The sequence below is a fragment of the Actinomadura graeca genome (assembly GCF_019175365.1).
Lineage (GTDB): Bacteria > Actinomycetota > Actinomycetes > Streptosporangiales > Streptosporangiaceae > Spirillospora > Spirillospora graeca.
Genome location: NZ_CP059572.1, coordinates 8,832,896 through 8,855,660, shown reverse-complemented (window position 1 = coordinate 8,855,660; position 22,765 = coordinate 8,832,896). Strand labels below are relative to the sequence as shown.

Genomic DNA, 22,765 nt, shown 5'->3' with positions numbered 1-22,765 from the left:
CGAGCAAAGACATTAGGTTAGCCTCACCTAACTCCACAAGGGGCGGGGCCGTATGAGGACTCTCACTCGTCCCGGCGGCCTTCCTCCAGGTGGCCGAGGAGGCCGGCGACGGTCGGGGACGCCATGAGCGCCGCGATCCTCAGGCCGGCGCATCCGGGCTCCCTCCTGATCCGGCGGACGAGCCGCATGGCGAGCAGCGAGTGCCCGCCGAGGTCGAAGAAGTCGTCGTCGGGGCCGACGTCGGGGACGCCGAGCTCCGCGGCGAAGATGCGGCACAGGGCGGCCTCGCGGTCCCCCCCGCGCGGTGCCGCCACGGCGGCGGCCGGCTCCGCGGTCACCGTGCGGGCCGTGCGGACGGACGGCAGCGCGCCGACCGCCACGTCCGGGTCGGCGGCGACGGACTCCAGCAGACCGGCGATCCCGTCGGCCAGCGCCCTCGCGGTGTCCCGGTCGAACAGGTCGGCCGAGTAGTCGACGATCAGGCGCAGGTCTCCGGTGCCGGCGTCCTCCCGGAAGATGAAGTCGAGGTCGAACTTCGCGGCGCCGGGGCCGAAAAGCGCCTCCCGCTGCTCCAGGCCGGGGAAGCGGACGTCTCCGGCGCCCTGGTTCTCATACCCCACCATCACCTGGAACAGCGGGTTGCGGCCGGGGACCCGGCGCGGGCGCAGCGCCTCCACCACGGCCTCGAAGGGGAGGTCCTGGTGGGCGAGGCCGGCGAGGGCGGTCTCCCTGACGCGGGCCAGCAGCTCCGCGAACGTGGGCGCCCCGGACACGTCGGCGCGCAGGACGAGGGTGTTGACGAAGAACCCGACGAGCCCGGCGGCGGCCTCCTCCGTCCGCCCGGCGACGGGGCTGCCGAGCGGGATGTCGTCGCCCGCGCCCGTCCGGTGCAGCAGCGCGGCGACGGCCGCCTGGCAGACCATGAACATGCTGGCGCCGGCGTCCCGGGCGACGCGGCGCAGCCGTCCGGTGAGGCCGGGCGGCAGGGCGGCCGACAGGGTCGCGCCCCGCTGGCCGACCGTGCCGGGACGCGGCCGGTCCACCGGCAGGGGGATCTCGTCCGGGATCCCCGCCAGGGCCCGCGCCCAGTGGTCGAGCTGGCGGGCGTGGACGCTTCCCGGGTCGAGCGGGTCGCCGAGCAGCTCCCGCTGCCACAGGGCGTGGTCGGCGTACTGGACGGGCGGCGGCTCCCAGCCGGGCCCGCGTCCCTCCAGCCGCGCGCCGTAGGCGGCGGCGACGTCGCGGGCGAACGGGCCGAACGACCACTCGTCGAAGGCGATGTGGTGGAACACGGCGAGGAGCAGGTGCTCGCGCTCCCCCTCGGGGAACACCGCGACGCGCAGGGGAAGGTCCGCGGCGAGGTCGAACGGCCGCGCGATGAACTCCTCCGGCGTGCAGGAGGCGATCTCCAGGACGGGGCGCGCCTCCTCCGGCGGCAGGATCCGCTGGTAGGGCGTGCCGTCGTGCTCGGCGAAGACGGTCCGCAGGCTCTCGTGCCGGGCGGTGACGTCGCCGATCGCGGCGTCCAGGGCGGCGCGGTCGAGGTCGCCGCGCAGCCGGACCGCGAGCGGCAGGTGGTAGGCGCCGCGCGGCCCGTCGTCCTCGCGCAGGAGCTGGTCGAGCATCCACAGGCGCCGCTGCGCGAACGACAGCGGGATCCTCGCGGGACGCTCCCGCGGCGTGAGGGCGGGTCTCGGCGGGGCGCCCCCGGCGGCGTTGCGGTGGACGCGCCCGGCCAGCTCGGCGACGGTCGGCGCCTCGAACAGGTCGCGGATCGCCAGCTCGGCGCCGAGCACCGACCGCGCCCGCCCGACGAGGCGGGTGGCGAGGAGCGAGTGGCCGCCGAGGTCGAAGAAGTCGTCGTCGATCCCGGCTCCCGGCGCGTCCAGCACCTCGGCGAACAGCGTGCACAGCAGGCGCTCGACGGGGGTGCGCGGCGGCCGTCCGGCGCGGCGCGGGCCCTCCCGGCCGGGGTCGGGCAGGGCGCGCCGGTCGAGCTTGCCGTTGACGGTGAGGGGCAGCGCGTCCAGCGTCACGATCGCGCTCGGGACCATGTAGCCGGGCAGCCGGCGCTTCAGCCCCTCGCGGACCCGCGCCGCGAGGACGCCGAGGTCGCGGGCCGCCACCGGGTCGCTGGCGTACGACGCGGGCGGGCGCCCCGGTTCGGCGGGAGGGCACGCCGCGCCGCCGCCGAAGACCGCGTCGTACCGTCCGATCTCGCTCGACGGCGTGAGCACCACGCCGGGGTCGAGGGCGTACAGGGTCTCCGGCTCGACGCCGTCGGGCGGCGCGTCCAGCGCCGCGCGGGCCCGCTCGGGCGGCGCGCCGCCGCGCAGCGCCCGCAGCGCCGCGATCTCGCCGGACAGCCGGGGATCGGGGATGCCGCGCACGCGCAGCGGCCCCGCCGCGCGCCGCTTGAGGTCGTCCAGGCCGGCCCAGTCCACGGTCGTGGTCTCCGGCGGGGGCGGCACGTCCTTCCAGAGGACGGCGTCGTAGCGGTGGCGGGTCAGCTCGTTGTGGTGCGTGCCGCGCTTGGTGAGGACGTCCACCCGCGCGGGTCCCTCCAGCGCGCCGAAGAAGGCGGGGTCGAGCAGCAGCTCCTTCTCCATCCGGACGGCCCGCTCGACCGCGTCGAGGTCGCCGCGGCCGCGGCCGAGCCGGATCGCGGCGTGCAGGCAGCGGACGGTGCGCAGGTCCCGGATGTCGCCGAGGAACAGCGCGCCGCCCGGCGCGAGCAGGTCCATCGCCTTGGCGAGGACGTCCTGGAGGTACCCGGCGCCGGGGAAGTACTGCGCCACCGAGTTGATGACGATGGTGTCGAAGTGCCCGCGGGGCAGCCCGGAGACGTCGTGCGCCGGCCGGACGTCCAGCCGGACGGCCGTGTCCGGGCCGAGGTCGGCGCGCAGCTTCTCGATGACGGGCGCGGAGAAGTCGGTGCCCCGGTACTCGGCGGCATGCGGGGCGAGGCGGGTCAGGATCAGCCCGGCGCCGACTCCGATCTCCAGGACGCGTCCCGGGCCGCGCTCCCCGTGCAGCCCGCGGATGCGCTCGACGGTCGTCTCCCGCCACTCGCGCATGTCGTCCAGCGGGATGGGGGCGCCGTCGTAGCTGCTGTCCCAGCCCGCGAACTCCTCGGCGTGGACGACGGTGCCGACCTCGGTGTACTCGGCGTCGTAGATCTGCCGCCACTCGGCGATCTGCTCGTCGGCGGCGCCCTCGCGCGTCCCGTCCGGCACGACGTAGCCGACGAGGCGCCTGACCCCCGCGACCTCGGTGTCGGCCGCGATCACCGCGGCCTGCCCGACGCCGGGCTCGGCGGCGAGCGCGGCCTCGACCTCCTCCAGCTCGACGCGGTAGCCGCGGATCTTGACCTGGTCGTCGGTGCGGCCGAGGAAGTCGATGTTGCCGTCCTCGCGGACACGCACCAGGTCGCCCGTCCGGTACATGCGGCCGCCGGAGCACAGGGGGCCGCCAGGGACGTGGGCGGCCCCCACCCCGCAGCAGTACGGGTCGGCGACGAACCGCTCGGCGGTCAGGTCGGGGCGGCCGAGGTAGCCGCGCGCGAGCCCGGCCCCGGCGATGTACAGCTCGCCGGGCGCGCCGGGCGGGACGGGACGCAGCCAGCCGTCCAGGACGTGGCCGCGCGTGTTCCAGATGGGCTTGCCGACGGTCGGCGTCGCGCTGTCCGCGGTGCCGCCGCCGAGGGTGTTGATCGTGTACTCGGTCGGCCCGTAGAGGTTGTAGCCGAGGACGCCGTCGGCGCGTGCGAGCCGGTCCCACACCGACGCCGGGACCGCCTCGCCGCCGAGCAGGACGAGCGGCGGCCGGTGCCCGCCGTCGAGGAGCCCTTCGTCCAGGAGCTGCTGGGCGTAGGTCGGGGTGACGTTGATGACGTCGATGCCGTGGCGGCGCAGGTAGGCGGTCAGCGCCTCGGCGTCGCGGCGCAGGTCCTCGTCGCAGACGTGCACCTCATGGCCCTCGATGAGCCACAGCAGCTCCTCCCAGGACATGTCGAAGGAGAAGGAGACGGTGTGGGCGATGCGCAGCCGCCGCCCGGCGGCCTTCACGACCGGGTCGAAGATGCGGGCGCGGTGGTTGAACTGCATGTTGGTCAGCCCGCGGTAGGGCGTCACCACGCCCTTCGGGCGGCCCGTGGAGCCGGAGGTGTAGATGACGTACGCGGGACGGTCGAGGCGGCCGGGCGTGCCGGGCGCGAACCCGGGCAGCTCACCGGGCGTGAGGTCGGTGCCCGGGAGGTCCGCGAGTGCGCGCGCCGTCGCGGGGTCGTCCAGGGCGAGGGTGGTACCGCCATGGGACAGCCCGGCGGCGATGCCGCGGTGCGAGACGAGGCAGGCGGGGGCCGCGTCGGCGAGCATGTAGTCGAGCCGGCCGGCCGGGTAGTCCAGTTCCAGCGGCAGGTACGCGGCGCCGGTGCGCAGGACGGCGAACAGCGCGACGACCATCTGCGCCGAGCGCGGCAGGGCCAGCGCGACGACCCTCTCGGGCCCGGCGCCGTGCGCGAGCAGGAGCCGCGCGAGCCGGTTGACCTGGGCGTTCAGCTCCCCATAGGTGAGGCGGACGTCCGGCAGCGACACCAGCGCGAGGTCGTCCGGCCGCTCGGCGGCGCGCTCGGCGAGCAGTTCGGCGACGGTCGACTCGGGGACGGGGTGGCGTGCCTCGTCCCAGTCGCGCCGCAGCCGGTCGTGCTCCTCGGGGACGAGGAGGCCGAGGCGGTGGCAGGGGGCCTCCGGCGCGGCGGCGATCTGCTCCAGGACGCGGACGTACCGGTCGGTGATCCGCTCGGCGGCGGCGCGGGTGAACGCGTCCTCCCGGTACATGACGCGCAGGCCCGCGCCGGGGTCGACGACCATGGTGACCGGGTAGTGGGTGGCGTCGCGGACCTCGCGTCCGAGGACGCGCAGGCCGCCGCCGGGGCCGAAGCCGCGGCCGGTGGGCATGCCGGGGAAGTTCTGGAAGACGAACAGCGTGTCGAACAGCGTCCCGAGGCCGGTGGCGCGCTGCACGTCGGCGAGCGCGACGTGCTGGTGGTCGAACAGCTCGGACCGGGCGGCCTGGACGCGGTCCAGCACGGCGGCCGCCGGGTCGCCGGGCCCGGCCTGCACCCGCACGGGAATGGTGTTGAACAGCAGCCCGACCATGGTCTCGACGCCGTCGACGTCGGGGTGGCGGCCGGACACCGAGGCGCCGAAGACGACGTCGTCGCGTCCGGTGAGGCCCATCAGCACCAGGCCCCACGCCGTCTCGAACACCGTGCCGGGCGTGACGCCCCGCTCCCGCGCGACCGCGTCGAGCCGCTCGCCGAGGCCGGCGGGCAGCGCGCGGTGCACCTCCCCGGCGGCCGCCAGGTCGGCGGGCGCCCCGGCGAGGCCGGGACGGACGAGGGCGGGCTCGTCGAAGCCGTCGAGGGCGCGGCGCCACGCGTCCGCGGAGGCGTCCTGGTCGCGGGCGTTCACCCAGTCCAGGAACGCGCGGAACGGCGCGACGGGGCGGGCCGCCTCGGCGGCGGCGTCGGTGTAGGACTCCAGCAGCGAGGTGACCAGCAGCCCGCCCGACCAGCCGTCCAGCAGGATCAGCTCGGAGGTCAGGATCAGGCGGTGGTCGTCCTCCCCGACCCTGGCCAGGGCGAAGCGGAGCAGCGGCGGCGCGCCCGGGTCGAACGGCTCGGCGCGCTGGGCGTCGGCGAACGCCTCCAGGCCGTCGGGGCCGTCCAGCTCCGCGTAGGTCCACGGCACCTCGAACCTGTCCGGGACGAACTGCACGGCGCGGTCGCCGTCCGTGCGGAAGCCGGCGCGCAGATTGGGGAACTTCTCCAGCACCGCGCGCGCCGCCTCCGCCATCCGGCCCGGGTCGAGCGGGCCGGACAGTGTCACGACGGCCTGCTGCACGTAGATGTCGCGGCCCTCGCCCGCGAGCATCAGGTGGTACAGGAGACCTTCCTGGAGCGGCGACAGCGGCAGCTCGCCGGACGTGCCCGATCCGCCCGGTCCGCCCGCCGCCGCGGCGGCCGGGGCCGCGGCCGGGGCGCCGGCCGTCGCCGCGGCCCCGGCGAGGGCCTCGACGGTCCGCAGCCGGAACACGTCGCGGACGGTGAACACCAGCCCGGCGCGGCGGGCGCGCGCGACCAGCAGGGCCGCGCTGATGCTGTCGCCCCCGGCGCGGAAGAAGTCGTCGTCGGCGCCGACGTCCGCGCGGCCGAGGACGGTCGCGGCGAGGCGCGCGAGGACGCGTTCCCTCTCGGTGCCGGGCGCCCGCCCGGCGGCGGGCGCCCCCGGCGCGGGCAGGGCCCGCCGGTCCACCTTGCCGTTCGGGTTGAGCGGCAGCTCGTCGAGGACGACCAGGTCGGACGGGACGAGGTGGCCGGGCAGGACGGCGCGGAGCCGCCCGTCCAGCGTGCCGGGGTCGGCGTCGCCCACGACGTACCCGACCAGGCGCGAGCCGTGGGCGGCGACGGCGGCGCGGCGGACGCCGGGCTGCGCGGCGAGCGCCGCCTCCACCTCGCCCGGCTCGATCCGGAACCCGCGGATGGTGATCTGGTCGTCGGCGCGGCCGAGGAAGTCCAGGGTCCCGTCCCGGCGGCGGCGCACGCGGTCGCCGGTGCGGTAGAGGCGTGAGCCCGGCGGGCCGAACGGGTTTGCGACGAACCGCTCGGCGGTCCGGGCCGGGTCGCCGAGGTAGCCGCGGGCGAGGCCGTCGCCCGCCAGGTACAGCTCGCCGGCGGGGACCTCGCGGAGCGCCGCGTCCAGCACGTGCGCGCGGGTGTTGGCGATGGGCGCCAGCCCCCCGCCGGCCTCGGCGGCGAGGCTGTCGCCGGCTGCCTCCGAGCAGCCGTAGAGGTCGACGAGCCGCGCCGGGATCCGCGCGGCGAGCGCGGGCGGCAGCGCCTCGCCGCTGCTGATCCAGGTGGTGACGGACGCGGGCAGCCCGTTGTCGGCCAGCGCGGCCAGCAGGCTCGGGACGAGCGTGACCACCTCGGCGCCGTGCCGCCCGGCGAACTCCGCGAGCGCGACGGCGTCGGTGGCGGTCGCGTCGTCGGCGACGGCCACGGTGTCCCCGGCGACCAGGCCGCCGAGCAGTTCGGTGGAGCCGTCGATGAACGCGGGCGAGCTCTTGGCGACGCGGACGCCGGGGACGGTCAGGCCCGCGCCCCAGGCGAGCCGGTTCGCCAGGGCCCGCTGCGTCCCGGCGACGGCCTTCGGCGCCCCGGTCGAACCCGAGGTGAAGACGACGTAGGCGAGGTGGCCGGGCGAGACCTCGGGGCGGGCGCGGCGGGGCGCGTCCGCGGGCGGCTCGTCCCGGCCGAGGACGAGCAGCGGGCGGACGGCCTCCAGCATCGCCTCGATCCGCGCGGCCGGGTACGTCAGGTCGAGGGGGAGGTACGCGGCGCCGGTCTTCAGCACCGCCAGCAGCGCCACCGCGAACGCGTCCGAGCGCGGCAGGGCGAGCGCGACGACCCGCTCCGGTCCCGCGCCGGCCGCCGCGAGCCGGTCGGCGAGCGCCTCGGCGCGGCGGTCGAGCTCGGCGTAGGTGAGGCAGGTCGCGCCGAAGACGAGCGCCGTCCTGTCCGGCGTGCGGGCGGCCTGCGCCTCGAACAGCGCGGCGGCCGTCCCGAGCGGCAGGTCCCGCGCGGTGTCGGGGTGCGCGACCGGCGCGCCCAGCGTGGACAGCCTCCGGCCCGGGTCGGCGGCGACCTGGCCGATCAGCGCGCCGAGGCCGTCCAGCAGTCCCTCGACCGTGCTCCGGTCGAACAGGTCGGCGGCGAACGCGGCGAAGCCCTCCACCTCGTCGTCGCCCTCGGCGAAGTACAGGTCCAGGTCGAACTTCACGCCGCCGGTCTCGGGCAGGAACGGCTCGGCGCGCACGCCCGGCAGCGCGAGCCGCACGTCGTCCAGCCGCTGGTGGACGATCATCACCTGGAACAGCGGGCCGCGCGCGAGGGAGCGCTCGGGCGCGAGCCGCTCGACGACCCGCTCGAACGGGACGTCGGCGTGCGAGAACGCGGCGAGGTCGGCGGCGCGCACCCGGTCGAGCAGCTCCGCGAACGCCGGGTCGCCCGACAGGTCGGCGCGCAGCACGAGCGGGTTGACGAACACCCCGACCAGCCCGGCGAGGTCCTCATCCCCGCGCCCGGCGATGGGCGAGCCGAGCACGATGTCGTCACCGGCGCCGGAGCGCTGCAGCAGCGCGGCGACCGCGGCGTGCAGCACCATGAACACGCTGGTCCCGGTCTCGCGGGCCAGCCGCCGCACCCCGGCGGCGGGGAGCCGGAACGGCACCAGCCCGCCCCGGTGGCTCGCCTCGGCCGGGCGGGGGCGGTCGAACGGCAGGACGGTCTCCGCGGGCGCCCCCGCGAGGGTGTCCGCCCAGAAGCCGAGCCGGGCGCCGGCCGCGGGCGCGGCCTCACGCTCCCAGGTCGCGTAGTCGGCGTACTGGACGGGCAGCGGCTCCCAGCCGGGCGCGCGGCCCTCGCGGCGCGCCTCGTAGGCGCGGGCGAGGTCGGCGAGCAGCGGCGTGAACGACCACTCGTCGGCGGCGGCGTGGTGCAGCAGCAGGACCAGCGACCAGTCCTCGTCGCCGGTGCGGATCAGGGTGCCCCGGACGGGCAGGTCGGCGCCGATGTCGAACACGTGCGAGGCGGCGGCCGCCTCACTGCGGCCAGGGGACTCCCCCCGGGAGTCGACGACGGTGAAGACGGCGGACGCGGCGGCGGCGGACTCGTCGAGGATCCTCTGGACGGGCAGCCCGTCGGGGCCCTCGACGAGCAGCGTCCGCAGGGCCTCGTGGCGTGCGACGACGTCGGCGAACGCCGCCCGCAGCGCCCCGGGGTCCACGGGCCCGCGCAGCCGCAGCCCGAGCGGCAGCGCGTACGAGGGCGAGGGCCCGCGCAGGCGCTCCTCAAGCCACAGGCCCCGCTGCGCGGCCGATGCCGGGACGACCGCGGGCCGCTCCACGTCCCGGACGCGCGGCCCGGTCGCCGCCGCGAGCCTCGGGGCGAGCGCGGCGACGGTGGGCGCCTCGAAGACGTCCGCGATCGACAGGGACCCGCCCAGCACCGCGCGGGCCTTCGCCGCGACCCTCGTGGCCAGCAGCGAGTGGCCGCCCAGGGCGAAGAAGTCGTCGTCGACGCCGACCCGTTCCAGGCCGAGCAGCTCGGCGAAGATGGCGCACAAGGCGGCTTCGCGGGCGTCGCGGGGGGCGCGCCCCGACGTCCGCCCGGACGGCACATCCCCCGGGTCGGGGAGCGCGGCGCGGTCGAGCTTGCCGTTGACCGTCCTAGGCAGTGCCTCCAGGGGGACGAGCGCGGAGGGGACCATGTAGTCGGGCAGCGCCCCGGCGAGCGCGCCGCGCAGGTCGCCGGTCTCGCCGGACGGCACGTAGTAGCCGACGAGCCTCGGTTCCCCGGGCCGGTCCTCGCGGACGACGACCGCGGCCTGCGCCACGCCCGGCTGCGCGGCGAGCACGGCCTGCGCCTCCGCCGGCTCGATCCGGAACCCGCGGATCTTGACCTGGTCGTCGGTGCGGCCGAGGTAGTCGAGGGTCCCGTCCCGGTTCCACCGGGCGAGGTCGCCCGTCCGGTACATGCGGGCCCCGGGCGGGCCGGACGGGTCGGCGACGAACCGCTCCGCGGTGAGGCCGGGCCGCCCGGCGTACCCGCGGGCGAGCTGGGCGCCGGCCAGGTACAGCTCACCGGGGATCCCCGGCGGGACGGGCCGCAGCGCGGCGTCCAGCACGTGGGCGCGAATGTTCCAGAAGGGCCGGCCGATCCCGGTGGCGGGCAGGTCGGCGGACGTCGCCCAGATCGTCGCCTCGGTCGGCCCGTACATGTTGGCGGCGGGCGTGCCGGCGGCGCGGGCGGCGCGCTCCAGCGCCCCGGCCAGCGGCCGGGGCAGCGCCTCGCCGCCGACCAGGACCCGCAGCCCCTCGAACGCCGCCGGGTCGAGCGTGCCGAGCAGCGACGGGGTGCCCTGCACGACCGTCGCGTCCTTCAGCAGCGCCGCCAGGGCGCCGGGGTCGCGGACGGCCTCCCGGGACGCGAGCACGACGGCCGCGCCGCTGATCAGCGGCCCGTACAGCTCCAGCGCGGCGATGTCGAACGCGACCGTCGTGACCGCGGCGAGCCGGTCACCGACGTCGAGGCCGAGCCGCGCGCGCGTCGCGAGCAGGAAGTTCGCGAGGGCGCCGTGCGGGATCGCCACGCCCTTGGGACGCCCGGTCGAGCCCGAGGTGTAGATCACGTAGGCGAGGTCGTCCGCGGCGGCGGGCCAGGACGCGGGGGCGTCCGCGGGGACGTCCGGCGGCGCCCCGTCCAGGACGAGGAGGTCCGCGCCGTCCGGGAGGAGGCCGCGCGTGGCGGGCGTGACGACGGCGCAGAGCGGGCGAGCGTCGTCCAGCATGTAGGCGAGCCGGTCCGGCGGGTGGTCCAGGTCGAGCGGCAGGTACGCGGCGCCGGACTTCAGCACGCCGAGCAGCGCCACGACCAGGTCGGGCGTGCGCGGGACGGCGAGCGCGACGACGCGGTCCGGCCCGGCGCCGCGCCCGCGCAGCGCGGCGGCCAGCGCGGACGAGCGCCGGTCCAGCTCGGCGTAGGTCAGCGTCCCGGCCCCCGACTCGACCGCGGTGGCGTCCGGCGTCCGCGCGGCCTGCTCCTCGAAGAGCGCGACCACGGTCGTGTCCGGGACGTCGCGCGCGGTCGCGTTGGCGCCGTCGATCAGCGCGCGCTCGCCCGCGGTCATCAGCTCCAGCGCGCCGATCGGGCGGTCCGGGTCGGCGAGCGCGTCGCCGAGCAGCGTCTCCAGGTGGCCGAGGAGGGCGTCGACGCGCCCGTCGTCGAACATCTCGCGCCGGAACGTCGCCTCGACGGTCATGCCCTGCGCCCGGACGAACGCCTCCAGCGACAGGTCGAAGTGCGTCGTCCTGTTGTGGACGTGCGTCCAGCCGGACGTCACCCCGGGCAGGTCCAGCTCGCCGATCTCCTGCGCGAGGAACAGCAGCATCGTGTCGAAGAACGCCGACCGCCCACGCCCGCGCGCGGGCCGGAGCTCCTGCACGATCCGGTCGTACGGCAGCGCCTGGTGCGCGAAGCCCTCGGCGCAGGTCCGCCCGGTGCGCCGCAGCGCCTCCCGGAAGGTCGGCGCGCCGGACAGGTCGGTGCGCAGCACGAGCGTGTTGCCGAAGTTGCCGACGAGCCGCTCGATCTCGACGTGCTCGCGGTTCATCACCGCCGACCCGACCGCCACGTCGTCGGTGCCGGTGTAGCGGTGCAGCAGGACGGCGTAGGCGGTGAGCATCACCATGTACGGCGTGAGGTTCTCCTCCGCCGCGAGGCGCCTCATCCCCTCGGTCACCGCGTCGTCGAACCGCCGGGCCCTCCGCCCGCCCTCCTCGGACAGGACGGTACCGCGCGGCCGGTCGGAGGGCAGGTCGAGCGGCGGTGGCGGCGGGTCCAGGCGCCCGCGCCAGTACGCCAGGTCGGCCTCGTCGGCGGGCCGCTTCTGCTCCCACTCGGCGAAGTCGGCGTACTGGACGTCCAGGCGGGGCAGCCCGTCGGGTCCCCCGGTCACGGCCGCCCGGTACAGCGCCGAGAGGTCGCGTGACAGCGACCCCCACGTCATCCCGTCCCACGCGATGTGGTGGACGACGAGCACCAGGGCGTGCTCGTCCTCCCCCAGCCGGAGCAGCTCCAGGCGGATCGGGCGCTCGGCCCGCAGGTCGAAGGGCAGCGCCGCCAGCTCCGCCGCCCGCGCGTCGGCGTCGCCGCATCCGGCGGGCTCCAGGTCGAGCGTGTCGTCGTCGGTGACGATCTGCACCGCCCGGCCATCGGGGGCGCCGTCCGGGGCGCCGTCCGGGGCGCCGTCCGGGGCGTCCGCGTAGACCGTCCGCAGGATCGCGTGGCGCCGGATCAGGCCGCGCAGCGCGTCGCGCAGCGCCCCGGTGTCGAGCGGTCCCGACATCCGGATCAGCAGGCACACGTTGTAGGCGGGGCTGGCGGGGAAGGTGCGATGGTGGAGCCACATGCTCTGCTGCGCGTACGAAAGAGGGGCCGGCCCATCGGATCCGCGAGGGACCGGCCGGGCGGTGTCGGGGCCGAGTCCGGCCTCCGCCATCATCCGCCGCATGAGCTCGCGCCGCCGTGCCACCGTCGTCTGATCCCGCACGCTCAACTCTTCCGTTGTGGTCCTGCCGACGCCGGTTAGGTTAGCCTTGCCTCGGTTTTTCCTGCAAGGTTAGCCTTACCTAAGTCTTGGGACGTTCCGTCACAACAGAAAGGTTGTGCTGCCTTGTCCTCCGGTCTCAGCATCGATCAGACCTCCACGGAGATCGTGGCGGAGTGCACGTCCGACCCCCTCGCGCTCATGGCCCGCCTGGCGGGATCGGGGCTGTACGACGACTACGTCGTCTACGAGCGGCCGGGCTCCTACACCTTCGCGGGCGGCGTGCTCGGCGAGGTGGTGCTCGACGCCGGCGAGGTCCGCACGCGCTGGCCGGACACCGGCACGGCGAGCGCACCCTGGTCGGGACGGCCCGCCGACGTCCTGCGGGAGGCGTTCGCCGCCTCTCCCCTGCCGGTGTGGAACGCCTACGGCTGGATCGCGTTCGAGTTCGCCGCGCCCCGTCCCGCCGGGCGGCTCGCCCACCTGGTCGTCCCCCGCGCCGAGGTGCGCGTCGCGGACGGACTGGCGCGCGTGACCGCCGCCGGCCCCGGCGAGGCCGGGCGGCTCGCCGGGCTCATCGCCGGCACCGGCGCCGCGGCCCCCGCCGAGCCCGCCCCGGTCGACGTCCGGGTCGGCGCCGCGGAGTACAAGCCGCGGGTCGCGCGGGCCGTGGCGGACATCGAGGCCGGCGCCTACCAGAAGATCATCGTGTCCCGCCGCCTCGACGTCCCCTTCCCCGTCGACGTCGTCGCGACCTACGTGCGCGGGCGGGCCGCCAACAACCCGGCACGCTCGTTCCTGCTGGACCTCGCCGGCTTCCAGGCCACCGGCTTCAGCCCCGAGGTCCTCGCGAGCGTGGACGCCGCCGGCCGCGTCATGACGCAGCCGCTCGCGGGCACCCGCGCCTTCGGCCTCGGCCGCGACACCGACGCCCGCACCCGCCACGAGCTGGAGACCGACCCCAAGGAGATCTTCGAGCACGCCGTCTCGGTCCGCACCTCACAGGACGAGCTGTACGGGATCTGCGCACGCGACACCGTCCGGGTGACCGGGTTCATGACCGTCAAGGAACGCGGCAGCGTCCAGCACCTCGGCTCCAGCGTCAGCGGCACCCTCGCCCCAGGCCGGACCGCGTGGGACGCCCTCGACGCGCTCTTCCCCGGCGTCACCGCGTCCGGCATCCCGAAACCCGAGGCGATCGAGGCCGTCACCCGCCTGGACGAGCCGCGCGGCCTCTACGCCGGCGCCGTCGCGGCCCTGTCCCACGACGGCTCCTTCGACTCCGCCCTCGTCCTGCGCGCCCTCTATAAGGAGGACGGCCGGGCCTGGCTCCGCGCCGGCGCCGGGATCGTCAGCGGCTCGACGCCCGACCGCGAGTACGAGGAGACCTGCGAGAAGCTCGCCAGCATCGCCCCCCACGTCGTCCCGCTCCCCTGACGGAAACGGTCGCGTCCTCTTCCGGCCTGGGCGCCCCGGGGCCGGGTGCCCGATGATGGACGGATGACGGGACGTGGAGTGATCTGGGCCGGGGGCCTGGTCGCGGTGGCGGCCGTGGCGGTCCTGGCCGTCTACTTCGCCGTGCGGGGTCTCCGCCCGGTCGACACGGTGGGCGTCGTGGGCGCCGTGGTCGGGATCGCGGGGCTGGCCCTGGCGGTGCGCGGGCTGATCGTCGAGCGGCGCGGCGCCCGGGACCGCGCGGAGCCCTCCGCGGGCGGGTCCGCCGCCGCGCGGGTGCAGGCATCGGGGGAAAGGTCGGTCGCGATCGGCGGCGACAATTCCGGAATCATTTCCACCGGGGACGACACCACCAACACCGGGGCGCGGTGAAACGCGCGGCCGTTTCACGGCGGGCGGCCAGGCGGATGCCCGGCGGAAACGGCGGTGACAAGCGCGTCGAATCGCTATTCGGCGATCCGGGTGCGCTGGGTCCAGCGGAAGACGGCCTGCGCGGCGTCCGGGCCGGGTGACCCGTCGACTCGCTCGAAGTGCTCCCTGCCGCCGCGGTGGTCGATCTTGATGCGGCCGTCCTCGATCTCGTCGAGGGCGACCCGGAGCCGGCGTGGGATCCCCCCGGGACCGCCTTCGAGGAGGATGTCGACGGACCGGTTCACAGTTCCCCCGCGGCCGCCGCCGGTTTCAGGTAAGCCCATTTTTCCGCTGACTTTCCCGGGCATGGAAATCCTCCTGCCGCCGAACGGTTCATATACCATCAAGCATATCCGCGCCGCCGTTCAGGGCCACCCCTAGAGGAACGGGTGCCGCGAAGGCCGCAATTAGGGGTCGGCGCCGAAGGGCAGGGGTGGCGGGCCGGCCGTCGCAGGGGTGCCGCGTCCCCGGCGCTCACAGGGTGACGGGGAGCGCGAGCAGCTTCCACAGGCCCGGGATCCGGGCGTGCCGGAGCTCGGCCGGGTCGGCGGCGAGCGCGAGATCGGGGAAGCGGCGCAGCAGCGCCTCCAAGGCGACCTCCGCCTCCATCCGGCCAAGCGCGGCGCCGGGGCAGTGGCGCAGCCCGTGCCCGAAGCCGAGGTGGGCGCGGCCGGGCGTCGCCTCCCGGTCGAGGTCGAGCCGCTCCGGGGCGTCGAACGCACGGGGGTCGTGGTTCGCGCCGGCGAACACGACCATCACCGACTCCCCCTTGCGCACCAGGACGCCGCCGACCTCGATGTCCTCGGTCGCGTACCGGTGCGGGGCGGTCACGACGGGGCTGCACCAGCGCACCAGCTCGTTGACGGCCTTCGGCATGAGCTCCGGCCGCCGCCGGAGCAGGCCGAGCTGGTCGGGATGGGTGAGCAGGGCCGCGACCGAGTTGCCGATGAGGTTGGCCGTCGTCTCGTGGCCCGCGATCAGCAGGCTCATGATCAGCCACACCAGCTCGGTGTCGCCGACGCGGCGCTCGTCGTCGTCCCGGACGCGGATCAGCGAGGAGATCAGGTCCGTGCCGGGATCGGCGCGGCGGCGCTCGACGAGGTCGAGGATGAACCCGTGCACGTCGCCGGGCCCCGACGGCGACGCGCCGCCCTTCCCCGAGCCGGCCGCGATCATCCACTGCCAGATGGTGGCGAGGAAGCGCGGGCGGTCCGGCTCGGGCACGCCGACCAGCTCGAAGATCACCGCGAGCGGCAGGGGCAGCGCGAAGTGCGCGACCAGGTCGACGACCCCGTCCCGGGCCATCCCGGGGAGCCGGTCCAGGAGGTCCCCGACCATCTCCTCGACCCGCGGGCGTAAGGCGATCATGCGGCGTGCGGTGAAGACGTGCGCCGCCAGCCTGCGCTGCCTCAGGTGGTCGTCGCCGTCCAGGCGCGCCATGCTCGTCCGCAGGTACTCCAGGAACTCCGGCGGGATGCCCCGGGAGATCTGGAACTGCTCCATCCGGTCCGGGACCTCCAGGTCCGGGACGTTGTCGACGCTCGACACGAACCGCGCGTCGCCCAGGACCTGCTTCACGTCGTCGTAGCGCGTGACGATCCAGTACGGCTCCACGCCGGGCATCGCGGCGCGGACCAGCGGGGCCTGCTCGCGGATCCGGCCGTAGGCGGCGAACGGATCCGCGAGCATGCTCTCGTCCTTCATGTTCAGAACATCGGCCGTGCCCGATTCCGCCCTGGCCATGAACCGCTCCTCGGTAGCGCCCGTCGTGTCGTCCCACGCTCACACGCACCGTGGGGCGCGACAACCCGGAGCCGCCCCCTACGTCCGCCCCCGCCGCGGGAGGGGGCGGGACGCGTAGGGGCCGGTAGGGGTCAGGCGGGGAGGTCGCGGCGGCGGAGGGCGGCCAGGCCGGCCGCGCCGACCGCCAGGGCGACCGCGGTCAGCGAGACCAGCGGCGTCACCGACGGGTCGCCGCCCGGCAGCTTGGGCGTGTGGGTGAAGGGCGAGACGTCCAGCACCCACTGGCTGAGCTCCAGCAGCGCGCCGACCTGGCCGAGCATCACGCACACGCCGAGGGCGCCCCAGGCGATGGGCGAGAGCCGCGGAAGGCGGCCGAAGACCAGGAGGCCCACCGCGACCAGCACCCAGACCGCGGGCAGCTGGGCCGCCGAGGCGCCCAGCAGCCGGGGGATCTGCCGGCCCGGGTCGCCGCTGGCCAGCCCGGCGCCGAGGCCGGCGACCAGCAGCACGACCACCGGCCCGGCGACAGCGAACACCAGGTGCCCGGCCGCCCAGCGGAGCCGGGCGACCCCGGTGGCCAGGAGCGACTCGGCGCGCAGCGAGGTCTCCTCGGCCCGCAGCCTGAGGACGGCCTGGATCGCGTACGCGGCGGCCGCGATCGCCATGAAGTTCAGCATGCTCGCGAGCCAGGTGTCGATGAGCCCGCCCTGCCCGCCGAGCCGGGCCAGGGCGTCCTCCAGCTTCTTGTTCGGGTTGTCCTCCAGGCCCTCCGCGACGGTCTTGGCCAGCCCGCCGTACACCAGCCCGGCGACGGCGAACCCGGCCAGCCAGCTGATCTGGGCACCCCGCTGGATCCGCCAGGCGAGGGCCAGCGGGGACCGCAGCGACGGCGCCGCCTCGGGAGGGCCGAGGCGGTCCGGCAGCAGCCCCGCGCCGAGGTCGCGCCGCGCGGACAGCACGTGGGCGGCGGCGACCAGCACCACGACGGCCGCGAGCGGCACGGCGAGCACCCACCAGCGGTCGCCGTCGAACGGGCGGAGCTGGTTCGCCCAGCCGAACGGCGACGTCCACGACACCCAGGACGCCGCGCCGCCCCGCTGGCCGCTGGAGTCGCCCACGCCGCGCAGCGCGAAGAACACGCCGAGGACCGCCACGGCGATGCCGCGCGCGGTCAGGGCGCTGGTGGTCAGCTGGGCGGCCACTCCCCCGACCGCGGCGAACACCGCGCCCACGACGAGGTACTGCGCGCCGAACGCCCACGATCCCGCCGCGGGCAGGCCCTGGCCCTGGACGGTCGTCCCGACGAGCACCATCGCGACGAGGGCGACCAGGAACGCCACGGCCAGCGCCGCGGCCAGCGGCGCCCGGCGGTCGACGGAGGCGGCGCCCACCAGCTCGCGGCGGCCGCTCTCCTCCTCGGTGCGCGTGTGCCGGATGACGAACAGGAGGGCGAGCAGCCCGAAGAACACCGGCATGAAGCCCGCCCGCCAGACCGCCAGCTCGCCGAGGTCCGACCCGTAGAGGCGGCCGTACAGCACCATGAGCGCCGAGTTGCCCTCCATCTCCGCGGCGAAGTCCTGGCGCTCGGCGGCCGTCGGGTACAGGTCGCCCAGCGAGTTCACGGCGGAGACCGGGAAGAGGGCGAGCAGCAGCCACAGCGGCAGGAGCCACCGGTCCCGCCGCAGGATGAGCCGGACGAGCTTGCCGGTGCCGGCCGGGACGCTCATCGCGACGCCTCCGCCCTCGGCGTCCCGGCGGACCGGCCGGCGTCGCCGGTCCCGCCCGCGTCGTCCGACCGGTAGTGCCGCAGGAACAGCTCCTCCAGCGTCGGCGGCCGGCTGACCAGGGAGCGCACGCCGATGGACGTGAGATGGCGCAGCGCCACGTCCAGCTGGGTGTTGTCCACGGCGAAGTGGACGTGCCCGTCCTCGGTCCGCACGTCGTGGACGCCCTGCAGCCCGGCGAGGCCCTCCGCCGGGCCGGCCAGCTCGGCGTCGATGGAGGTGCGGGTCAGGTGGCGGAGCTCGGCGAGGGACCCGGTCTCCACCGTCCGGCCCGCGCGGATGATGGTGAGGCGCTCGCACAGCGCCTCCACCTCGGAGAGGATGTGGCTGGACAGCAGCACCGTCCGCCCCTCGTCCAGGCGTTCCCGGACGACCTGGCGGAAGAGCTCCTCCATGAGCGGGTCCAGGCCGGAGGTGGGCTCGTCGAGGATGAACAGCTCGACGTCGGAGGCGAGCGCGGCGATCAGCGCCACCTTCTGCCGGTTGCCCTTGGAGTAGGCCCGGCACTTCTTGCGCGGGTTGAGGTCGAAGCGCTCCAGCAGGTCCGCGCGCCGCTGCCTGTCGAGCCCGCCGCGCAGCCGCCCGAGCAGGTCGATGGCCTCGCCGCCGCTGAGGTTGGGCCACAGCGTCACGTCGCCGGGCACGTAGGCCAGCCGGCGCTGCAGCCGTGTCGCCTCCGTCCACGGATCGCCGCCGAGGAGGGTGGCGGTCCCCCCGTCCGCGCGCATCAGGCCGAGCAGGACGCGCAGTGTGGTGGTCTTGCCGGCGCCGTTCGGCCCGAGGAAGCCGTGCGCCTCGCCCGTGCGCACCGACAGGTCCAGCCCGTCCAGCGCACGCGCTCGCCCGAACCTTTTGACCAGGCCCTCGACTGTGATCGACTCGGTCATCACCCTTCTCCTTCGGCCACGCCGTCCGCCGTGGGCGGATCCGCGGCGATGGGACTGTGTTCTGTCAGCAGGCGGTCGTACGCCGCCCGCACCTCGGCGGCCACCTCGGGAGGGAGCAGCGGGTCGGAGTGCAGATCGAGCACTCCCTTGCGCAGCCGCAGGTTCCCCTCGGGACTGGAGGGGTCGGTTCCCAGGGCCCGGTGGACGTGGTCGTACATCACCAGCAGGCCGACGTGCATCCCCACGAAGGCCGCGGCGTGGGCCCGCAGGTCCCCGGCGCGGCCGCCGTGGTTCGCGGCGAGCCACTCCTGGGTGAGGTCCACCAGGCGGTCGAACCGCTCCGCCGCCGCCGGGGAGCCGTCCATCATCGAACGGCCCAGGTAGCGGTGGAGCAGCAGCGTCGTCGGGTTGACGGCGGGGAGGAAGCCGGGGTCGGCGATCCGCCCCTCCACCACGGCCTGCTCCTTGATGCGGATGAGCCGCTTGATCGCGTACAGGTCGCAGGCGTCGCGCAGCGCCGCCTTGGCCCCGAAGTGGTGCCGGACCAGCCCCGCCGAGACGCCCGCCGACCGCGCGATGTCCCGCAGGGTCACGCGGTCGATGCCCCGGTCGGCGAACAGCCGCAACGCCGCGTCCCTGATCCGCGCGCGGGCGGTCAGGTCCTCCGACGCCGGTCCACCGGACATGCGATCACCGGGCCTTGGGAGCTACACGACTGTGTAGGAAACTATTCGACGTGTTGAAAAGCTACACTCGCGTGCGGTCAGGTGCAACGCCCGCTCCCCCGTTCCACGGACCTCTTACGGAAACGTGACACCGCGCCGGAGCGGACCCCGCGCCGGGGGCAGGCGCGCGGGGGACGGAGCGGCCAAGGGCGGCGCTAGCGGGGCTTAAGCCGCGCGGCCGAGCATCACAGTCACACTGTGTCGTTCGTATGCGGACCGGCCCGGTCACGGGCGAGAAAGGCTGACGACAACATGGATGACAGCGGCCAGCACGGCACCACGGACCAGGGCGGCGAGGCGGGGGCGCCCGCCGCGGAGACGGCGGCGCCGGACGAGGCCCACGAGGCCGAGCGCGCGCGGCTGCTCGCCGCCGAGGGCCCCGAACGCGAGCGGCTGCTCCGGGAGATCGTGCGCTCCAACGCCGGCACCGTGCTCAGCGCGGACATCGCCGACGACAGCAACTTCCTGGAGAGCGGCCTCAACTCGCTGACCGCCCTGGAGCTGACCAAGACGCTGATGAACATCACCGGCCTGGAGATCCCCATGGTCGCCATCGTCGAGCACCCCACCCCCGCCGACCTCGGCCGCTACCTCGCCGAGGAACTCGACAACGCGCCGGTGGCCTGAGGCCGCGGCGCGCCGGCGGCGGCCCCGAGGGGAGTGCGAGCAGGCAGATGAGGGGAATCATTCTCGCGGGCGGCAACGGGACCCGATTACAGCCGGTGTCGCTGGTCGGGTCCAAGCAGCTTGCCCCGGTCTACGACAAACCGATGATCTACTATCCGCTGTCGGTGCTGATGCTCGCCGGGATCTCGGACGTGCTGATCATCACCCGCCCGACGGAGCTGGAGCTCTTCCAGCGGCTGTTCGGCGACGGCGGCAGGCTGGGCATGTCCATCCGCTACGCGGCGCAGGACGCGCCGCGCGGCATCGCCGACGCGTTCCGGGTCGGCGCCGACCACATCGGCGGGGAGGACTGCGCGCTCATCCTGGGCGACAACCTCTTCCACGGGGCCGACCTGCCGCCCATGCTGCGCAGCAGCGCGGAGCGGCTGAACGGGTGCGTGCTGTTCGCGCACCAGGTCTCCGATCCGCAGAAGTTCGGCGTCGCGGAGGTGGACCGGGCCGGGCGCCTGGTCGCCATCGAGGAGAAACCCGAGCGGCCCCGCTCCAACCTGGCCATCCCGGGCCTGTACTTCTTCGACGGCGAGGTCGTCGACATCGCCAAGCGGCTCACGCCCTCCCTCCGCGGCGAACTGGAGATCACCGACGTGCTGCGCGCCTACCTGAAGCAGGGGCGGGCCGACCTGATGTGGATGGGCCGCGGCGTCACCTGGCTGGACACCGGCACGCACGAGTCCCTCCTGGAGGCCGGCCTGTTCGTCCGGGACGTGCAGCGCCGCCAGGGCACCCGGATCGGCTGTGTGGAGGAGGTCGCCATGCACATGGGCTTCATCGGCCCGGATGAGTGCCACCGGCTCGGCGCCGAGATGCCGAACTCCCCCTACGGGCGGTACGTGATGGACTGCGCCCGGGCCTACGAGCGGCTCCCCGCGTCCGCGCGTCTCCGGGGCGGGCGATGAACCTGCTCGTCACCGGCGCGGCCGGGTTCATCGGCTCGGCGTACGTGCGCATGCTCCTCGGCCCCGGCGTGGCCGGGGGGCCGGAGATCGGGCGGGTGACCGTGCTGGACCGGCTCACCTACGCCGGGACCGTCGACAACCTCGACCTCACCGACCCCCGGCTGCGGTTCGTGTACGGCGACATCTGCGACGCCGGCCTGGTCGGCACGCTGATGGCCGACGCCGACCAGGTGGTGCACTTCGCGGCGGAGTCGCACGTGGACCGCTCGATCGCCGCCGCCGGGGAGTTCGTCCGCACCAACGTCCAGGGCACGCAGACGCTGCTGGACGCGGCGCTGCGGCACGGCGCCGGGCCCTTCGTGCACGTGTCCACCGACGAGGTCTACGGCTCGGTCGAGTCGGGGTCGCGGGCGGAGACCGATCCGCTGGACCCGAACTCCCCGTACGCGGCGTCCAAGGCCGCCTCGGACCTCATCGCCCTGGCCTACCACCGCACCCACGGCCTGGACGTCCGGGTCACCCGTTGCACCAACAACTACGGGCCGCGCCAGTTCCCCGAGAAGGTCATCCCGCTGTTCGTCACCAACCTCCTCGACGGCGGCGACGTCCCGCTGTACGGCGACGGGACGAACCGGCGCGACTGGCTGCACGTCGAGGACCACTGCGCCGGCGTGGACCTGGTGCGCGCCCTCGGGCGGCCGGGCGAGATCTACAACATCAGCGGCGGGACGGAGCTGACCAACACCCGGCTCACCGAAATGCTGCTCGACGCCTGCGGCGCCGACTGGGGCCGGGTCCGCCACGTCCCGGACCGCAAGGGGCACGACCGGCGCTACTCCATCCGCGACGACAAGGCGCGCGACGAGCTGGGGTACCGGCCGCGGCACGACTTCGAGCGCGGGCTCGCCGAGACCGTCGAGTGGTACCGGCGCAACCGCGACTGGTGGGAGCCGCTCAAGCGGCGCGCGCCGGCCGCGCCGGCCGGGGCGGGCCATGCGGTCTGAGGCCGCGGGCCCGGTCCGGTTCGGCGTGCTGGGCTGCGCGTCGTTCGCCCGGCGGCGGATGCTGCCGGCCCTGGCCGCCTCCCCCGACGCCCGGCTGGTCGCGGTGGCCAGCCGGGACCGGGACAAGGCCACCGAGACCGGCCGGCGGTTCGGCTGCGCCGCCGTCCTCGGCTACGAGTCGCTGCTCGCCTCGTCCGGCATCGAGGCCGTGTACGTCCCGCTGCCGTCGATGCTGCACGCCGAGTGGGTCCGCCGGGCCCTCGACGCGGGCAGGCACGTGCTGGTGGAGAAGCCGCTGGCCGCCGACCACGCGACCACCGCGCGGCTCCTGCGCCACGCCGGGTCGCGCGGGCTCGTGCTGATGGAGAACATGGCGTTCCCCCACCACGCGCAGCACACCGCCGCGCGCAAGCTGCTCGCCGACGGCGCCATCGGGGAACTGAGGGACTTCTCCAGCGCCTTCACCATCCCGCCGCTGCCGGAGGACGACAACCGGTACCTGCCGGACGTCGGCGGCGGCGCCCTGCTCGACATGGGCGTCTACCCGATCAGGGCGGCCCTGCACTACCTCGGCCCCGACCTGGAGGTCGCCGCCGCCGTCCTGCGGCACCACCGCGGGACGGGCGCGGTGACGTCCGGGCGGATCCTGGCGCACACGCCCGGCGGCGTGACGGCCGACCTCCACTTCGGCATGGAGCACTCCTACCGGACGACCTGCGAGTTCGCGGGGAGCACGGGACGGCTCGGCCTCGACCGCGCCTTCACCCCGCCCCCGGACCTGCGGCCGGTGGCCCGCGTCGAGCGGCAGGACCACCGCGAGGAGATCACGCTGCCCGCCGACGACCAGTTCGCGACCGTGATCTCCGCCTTCGCCCGCGCCGTCCGCTCGGGCCGGGCGGGCCGGGCGGACGGCCTCGCCGAGGCCGGCGAGCACCAGGCCCGCCTGGTCACCGCCGTCGAGGAGAAGGCCCGGCGGTTCGGGCTCTGACCGGCACACCGCACC

At 75.4% G+C, this 22,765-nt stretch carries 12 protein-coding genes; 6 read left to right on the top strand and 6 right to left on the bottom strand.

Going from position 1 to position 22,765, the window contains the following annotated elements:
* Positions 1 to 62: 62 nt before the first annotated feature.
* On the bottom strand, positions 63 to 12,173 hold the full coding sequence (locus AGRA3207_RS39080; RefSeq protein WP_231332388.1) for a non-ribosomal peptide synthetase: 12,111 nt from the start codon (positions 12,171 to 12,173) through the stop codon (positions 63 to 65).
* 123 nt (positions 12,174 to 12,296) lie between these two features.
* Between AGRA3207_RS39080 and AGRA3207_RS39075 the strand changes: the two genes are divergently transcribed.
* Both AGRA3207_RS39075 and AGRA3207_RS39070 read left to right on the top strand, forming a co-directional pair.
* On the top strand, positions 12,297 to 13,607 hold the full coding sequence (locus tag AGRA3207_RS39075; protein ID WP_231332387.1) for a salicylate synthase: 1,311 nt from the start codon (positions 12,297 to 12,299) through the stop codon (positions 13,605 to 13,607).
* Positions 13,608 to 13,670: 63 nt separating this feature from the next.
* Positions 13,671 to 13,997, top strand: coding sequence for a hypothetical protein (locus AGRA3207_RS39070; RefSeq protein ID WP_231332386.1), 327 nt, complete (start codon positions 13,671 to 13,673; stop codon positions 13,995 to 13,997).
* A 74-nt stretch (positions 13,998 to 14,071) separates the two neighbouring features.
* On the opposite strand, the gene AGRA3207_RS39065 is transcribed toward AGRA3207_RS39070, so the two are convergent.
* The 5 genes from AGRA3207_RS39065 to AGRA3207_RS39045 all read right to left on the bottom strand — a co-directional run bounded on the left by AGRA3207_RS39065 (position 14,072) and on the right by AGRA3207_RS39045 (position 19,136).
* Positions 14,072 to 14,281 carry a DUF5988 family protein gene (locus tag AGRA3207_RS39065; RefSeq protein WP_231332385.1) on the bottom strand — a complete coding sequence of 70 codons (210 nt, stop codon included), beginning with the start codon at positions 14,279 to 14,281 and terminating at the stop codon, positions 14,072 to 14,074.
* Positions 14,282 to 14,510: 229 nt separating this feature from the next.
* Positions 14,511 to 15,779 (bottom strand): cytochrome P450 family protein, encoded by a 1,269-nt coding sequence (locus AGRA3207_RS39060; protein WP_231332384.1) that lies wholly within the window; start codon positions 15,777 to 15,779, stop codon positions 14,511 to 14,513.
* Between the two features lie 131 nt (positions 15,780 to 15,910).
* Positions 15,911 to 17,506: an ABC transporter permease gene (locus tag AGRA3207_RS39055; protein ID WP_231332383.1), complete on the bottom strand. Its 1,596-nt coding sequence runs from the start codon at positions 17,504 to 17,506 to the stop codon at positions 15,911 to 15,913.
* Positions 17,503 to 18,450 carry an ABC transporter ATP-binding protein gene (locus AGRA3207_RS39050; RefSeq protein WP_231332382.1) on the bottom strand — a complete coding sequence of 316 codons (948 nt, stop codon included), beginning with the start codon at positions 18,448 to 18,450 and terminating at the stop codon, positions 17,503 to 17,505. The genes AGRA3207_RS39055 and AGRA3207_RS39050 overlap by 4 nt, the downstream gene beginning before the upstream one ends.
* A complete protein-coding gene (locus AGRA3207_RS39045) occupies positions 18,450 to 19,136 on the bottom strand; it encodes a TetR/AcrR family transcriptional regulator (protein WP_231332381.1) in 687 nt (228 codons plus the stop codon). Before AGRA3207_RS39045 ends, AGRA3207_RS39050 begins: the two co-directional genes overlap by 1 nt.
* A 291-nt stretch (positions 19,137 to 19,427) precedes the next feature.
* Here AGRA3207_RS39045 and AGRA3207_RS39040 point away from each other — a divergent pair, with 291 nt between their 5' ends.
* From AGRA3207_RS39040 to AGRA3207_RS39025, 4 genes are read left to right on the top strand one after another with little or no spacing between them, the layout of a single operon-like run.
* Complete coding sequence (locus AGRA3207_RS39040) at positions 19,428 to 19,802, top strand: acyl carrier protein (protein WP_231332380.1); 375 nt, start codon at positions 19,428 to 19,430, stop codon at positions 19,800 to 19,802.
* 47 nt (positions 19,803 to 19,849) lie between these two features.
* A complete protein-coding gene (rfbA, locus tag AGRA3207_RS39035; protein WP_231332379.1) occupies positions 19,850 to 20,758 on the top strand; it encodes a glucose-1-phosphate thymidylyltransferase RfbA in 909 nt (302 codons plus the stop codon).
* A complete protein-coding gene (rfbB, locus tag AGRA3207_RS39030; RefSeq protein ID WP_231332378.1) occupies positions 20,755 to 21,762 on the top strand; it encodes a dTDP-glucose 4,6-dehydratase in 1,008 nt (335 codons plus the stop codon). Before rfbA ends, rfbB begins: the two co-directional genes overlap by 4 nt.
* Positions 21,752 to 22,750 carry a Gfo/Idh/MocA family protein gene (locus tag AGRA3207_RS39025; RefSeq protein ID WP_231332377.1) on the top strand — a complete coding sequence of 333 codons (999 nt, stop codon included), beginning with the start codon at positions 21,752 to 21,754 and terminating at the stop codon, positions 22,748 to 22,750. Before rfbB ends, AGRA3207_RS39025 begins: the two co-directional genes overlap by 11 nt.
* Positions 22,751 to 22,765: the final 15 nt, after the last annotated feature.